The sequence below is a fragment of the Glaciimonas sp. GG7 genome (assembly GCF_052976905.1).
Map to the genome: position 1 here is coordinate 1 of NZ_JBRIIQ010000172.1, position 4,646 is coordinate 4,646.

The following is a 4,646-nucleotide window of genomic DNA, read 5'->3' on the forward strand; positions in this document are numbered from 1 at the left end:
GCTGACGGTGCGGCTGTCGGGCGCGCAAGCGGCAGTGAGCGCAGCGGAGAAAAAATTGGGCGGCGATGCGGTCGCTGATGGCGCGGCTTTTTGGGATAGTGTGCGTGAACAAGCGCATGCATTTTTCACGACGTCTGCACCGCTGTGGCGCTTATCTGTGCCGTCGGTTGCGCCGTCGTTGGGATTGCCGGGGGCGTCACTGATTGAATGGGGCGGGGCGCAACGCTGGCTGGTCAGCGATACGGATCCGGTATTCGTTCGCGCTGCTGCCAGTGCCGTCGGCGGGCATGCAAGTTTGTTTCGGCATGGCGATAAAAGCGTCGGCGTATTCCATCCTTTAGCCCCCGCCATTACACGCATACACCACAATTTAAAAGCTACATTCGATCCGGCGGGCGTTTTTAATCCCGGACGTATGTATCCAGATTTGTAAGTCCTCAGCCCACTGGATCACAGAATTTTATGCAAACTAATCTAGCGCCATTTATCAAAGATACCCGCGAAGGCAAGGAAGCCGAGGCGATTTTACGGGCTTGCGTGCATTGCGGATTTTGTACCGCAACTTGTCCGACTTATCAGTTGCTGGGCGATGAGTTGGATGGTCCGCGCGGACGGATTTATTTGATTAAACAAGTCCTGGAAGGACAGCCTGCGACGGCCAAGACGCAGTTGCATCTGGACCGCTGCCTGACTTGCCGCAATTGCGAATCAACTTGCCCGTCTGGGGTGGAGTATGGCCGACTGCTCGATATCGGCCGTAAGGTGGTGGACGATCAGGTGCCAAGATCGTTGGAGCAGCGCATCATACGGACCGCATTAAAACAACTGTTGCCGCGCAAATGGTTGTTCAGGCCAGCGTTTAAAACGGGACAAGCTTTGCGTGGATTTTTGCCGCAAAAATTGAAAGATAAATTACCGCCTAAGCAGGACGCAGGTAGTTGGCCGCAACGTCAGCATGCGCGCAAGATGTTGCTGCTCGATGGTTGCGTGCAGCCGGGGATGGCGCCGAATATCAACCGCGCAACCGCCCGTGTGTTGGATGCGTTGGAGGTGCAATTGTTGATCGCGCCCAAGGCCGGTTGTTGCGGCGCGCTCCGTTATCACCTTAATGATCAGGACGGCGGGCTAGATGATATGCGGCGCAATATCGATGCGTGGTGGCCGTATGTTGACGGCAGCAATGGTCAGAAAATCGAAGCCATTGTGATGACCGCGTCCGGTTGCGGTGTCATGGTGAAAGAGTACGGACATTTATTGGCAGGCGACTCTGCCTACGCTGAAAAGGCGCAGAAAATATCGGCATTGACGCTGGATTTGAGTGAGATTTTGCCGACGTTGGAAGCGCCTTTGCTGGCTAAGCTGAAAGGAAAAATTAATCAGCGTGTGGTGTATCACCCACCCTGTACTTTGCAGCATGGGCAGCAGATACGCGGCAAGGTCGAGGGTTTATTGCGCAATGCCGGGGTGGATGTAAAGTTGTGCGCTGACAGCCATTTGTGTTGCGGTTCGGCCGGGACGTATTCGGTGCTGCAACCGGTTTTGTCGCAGCAATTGCGTGACAATAAATTACGCAATCTGGAGGCTACGCAGCCGGACATGATTGTCTCGGCGAATATCGGATGTCTTACGCATTTGCAGTCGGGGACCGCGACGCCGGTTAAACATTGGATTGAATTGCTGGATCAGGCGTTGTTGCAGCCGGGGGCTTAATCAAGACAGTTGCCGCTGCTATCTCTGAATAGTTAGCGGCGACTGCTCCACGTTTTACGAAAATAATGACGGTGCAATGCCGTGATCCATAGGGCCTCCTTTGGTCATTTCCTTTAGTACATATCTCTACTCTCGCCAACAATCTGATGAGGTTTGGTCCCGTTTGTCAAACCGGCATTAAAAAATAACCGATACGCGCTTCTTTGTATTTATTTCTTTAGTACATCAATACACTTCCGTACTTCTTCAATACCGTTTCGATACGTACTTCACTCGTCTGATTAGGTGGGTATCGAACTGGATTTTATTTGTTAAGGAGTTCCTCCATGTCAGCAGTGCAGCCCATTTCACTAACACGTACTTTCATCCCTTTGAATCTGGATTCATCGACTCCGGCATCCGGCTCGGATAGACGATCAACAATTGAACACTTTACGAAATATGGCTTGCCTACAGGGCAGCGCGTTACGGATGAAGAGGCAGCAGGACGGGGCTTTCCCATCGATAAACTAAACGCGAGGCCAGTCATCACGCCAGGCGCACCATCGTATGTCAGCGATCCAGAGCAACCAGACTATCGTATGGAAATACCCGAAGGATGCACAGCAGTCGCAGCCGCATCATCACCGGCCTCAACACACTGCATGGTCGGTATTTTTTCCGATTCGGCGGCGGCCAGAGAATACCGTGAAGTTGTTCAACGTTATATCCAAATGGGCTGTCAGGAACAAATGCCCGATAAAGCTATCCGGCCTTATTTATTAAAGTTTGGAGGGCCGGGATTACTGAATATTGGAGTGGACACTTTTGGTCCGTCGTTGTGGAAACTAGATAATCTCTGCCTGGGGCTTCCTCCATTTGGTGTTCCTGTTTCACCCGAGAATCTGAGAGAACTCGGTCTTGTTGTCGATCAGGGAGCGCAAGAACGTTACAAAAATGCAAGGACCGACTTAGCAATGAAAATTATAAAAATTGAAGCGGATAATCAAAGACCCGAAAATACACAAAATCAAAGCGATACGACCCAGCTCCGGGGATTATTGACAGGTTTAGACGGCGTAATGATCGAGCGTCTGAAAAATATGTTTAGCGAAACAGGAGAGCCGATGCATGCAATCAATCGGCCGGTATTTTCTCCTGACGGCAAACTAACCGCCGTGCAAGGTTTGACGGGTAATCTCATTATTTACGATTTGGCGGCAGATTCTGCCAAGTTCATCGCGAATGATCATGCACGGAGTGCGTATAAAAACTGGCGAGACGGTATCGCATTTTCTCCGGACAGTGAACATATTGTATTGCCCGTAGCAAGTGACAAGAAGCTTGCGGTGGTTTGTCGACTTAATGCTAGTGGCTGCGCTGCTGAAGACGTTTACGCACTACCTATACCAGAGGTATTTCAAGAAAAAATAGCGGGTGATGAATCTGCCGGATTCGGTTACACCAAAGTTGCATACAGTCCTGACGAATCGATCATCCTTGTTGGTGCACGTTTCGAAGAAAAAAATCCGTCGTCCATCAAATCGTATCTGTCACCTGTTGAAAAAATGTATTCAAATTTTGTTGCCATGTATGACGTCGCCCCCGAGTCGATTGAAAATGGCAAAGCGAAATTACTTGGTTATCAGCTAGAAGCGGGTAGCAAAGACGAATCTGCCAGCGGCATCTGGTTTTCAGCGGATGGACAAACATTTCTGGCTACTTTTGATCAGGCAGAGCACCCCGGCGAGATGGTCCCGGGCGATGCCCAGACAATGAACGCGATGAAGGATCAGGGAACCAGATTGTTTTTTAATACTTAGCAAGTCTTGCGACCAGCACAAGCATGGCTGGTCGCCTTTTCTGCACCAATATTCAGGTTTGTAATCCCTCCTTATAGAATCCGCAGGTGATATGTCTGCGGATTTAAATCAGCTGCATATCAAGACCTTCACGGTCTGTCTTGACGTCACCACGGTTTTTATTTTTTTGCTACTGAAAAAGTAGTGATAGCCTTCCTTTGACAATAAATATTGCTATCGCACAATAATTTTTGATGCGTATAAATAGCTTTTAATGTTCGAATTCGAACATTATAATTTCGAATATAAACATTTATTGGCGTTTAAGTAATATCGAAGGCCTTTTTAGGCCTAAAATTATTGCGCCGATGGTGATACACGCAAACGAAAGGATAGTTGTGGCAGACGGAGAAATAGTCGATTTGTTAGTAGTGGGCGGCGGGATCAATGGCGCAGGGATTGCGCGGGATGCTGCCGGGCGTGGGTTAAGCGTGTTGCTTTGCGAGCAAGACGATCTGGCGGCGCATACGTCGTCTGCCAGCACCAAGCTGATCCATGGTGGTTTGCGCTATCTGGAGCACTATGAGTTCGGTCTGGTGCGTAAGGCGTTGCAAGAGCGTGAAGTATTGCTACGCCTGGCACCGCATATTATTTCGCCGTTGCGCTTTGTGATGCCGCATGTTGCCGGTTTGCGGCCTGCCTGGATGATCCGTATAGGCTTGTTTTTGTATGACCACCTGAGTAAGCGTGAAGTATTGCCCGGTTCACGCGGGATTAGTTTTGGCAAGCACGTCTCGGGTGCGCCTTTGAAAAAGTCGTTAAAAAAGGGCTTTGTGTATTCTGATGCTGCGGTCCAGGATGCGCGTCTGGTTGTCCTCAATGCGATGGATGCGCAGGAGCGCGGCGCGACTATTCTGACCAAAGCGCGCTTGATCGGTGCCAAACAAGGGCCCAAACATTGGGATGCGACGTTACAGTCAGCGATCACTGGCGAAGTCACGCATGTGCGGGCGCGTTGTGTGGTCAATGCCGCCGGACCTTGGGTCGCTAGTTTGCTCAGCGGCGCTTTGAATACCTCGGCGCAGCATCACATCCGGCTATATTTTCCGATTCCGGTGATTCGTGCCGCGGCGTTATTGCATGCGATTTGTGCCT

Annotated in this window: 3 protein-coding genes and 1 pseudogene; all 4 read left to right on the forward strand. The window is 50.4% G+C overall.

Going from position 1 to position 4,646, the window contains the following annotated elements:
- A pseudogene (gene glcE / locus ACVBEF_RS20565) lies at nucleotides 1-433 on the forward strand (glycolate oxidase subunit GlcE); the annotation flags it as partial.
- A 29-nt stretch (nucleotides 434-462) separates the two neighbouring features.
- Nucleotides 463-1,710, forward strand: a complete 1,248-nt coding sequence (glcF, locus tag ACVBEF_RS20570) for a glycolate oxidase subunit GlcF (protein WP_447125768.1) — start codon at nucleotides 463-465, stop codon at nucleotides 1,708-1,710.
- 326 nt (nucleotides 1,711-2,036) lie between these two features.
- Nucleotides 2,037-3,512, forward strand: a complete 1,476-nt coding sequence (locus ACVBEF_RS20575) for a hypothetical protein (RefSeq protein ID WP_447125769.1) — start codon at nucleotides 2,037-2,039, stop codon at nucleotides 3,510-3,512.
- Nucleotides 3,513-3,859: 347 nt separating this feature from the next.
- A partial coding sequence (glpD, locus tag ACVBEF_RS20580) for a glycerol-3-phosphate dehydrogenase (RefSeq protein ID WP_447125770.1) occupies nucleotides 3,860-4,646 on the forward strand: 787 nt, incomplete at its 3' end.

Excerpts from the sequence above, each read along its gene's own strand:
- ACVBEF_RS20575 (WP_447125769.1), top strand. The coding sequence starts at position 2,037 with ATGTCAGCAGTGCAGCCCATTTCACTAACACGTACTTTCATCCCTTTG.
- glcF (WP_447125768.1), top strand. The coding sequence starts at position 463 with ATGCAAACTAATCTAGCGCCATTTATCAAAGATACCCGCGAAGGCAAG.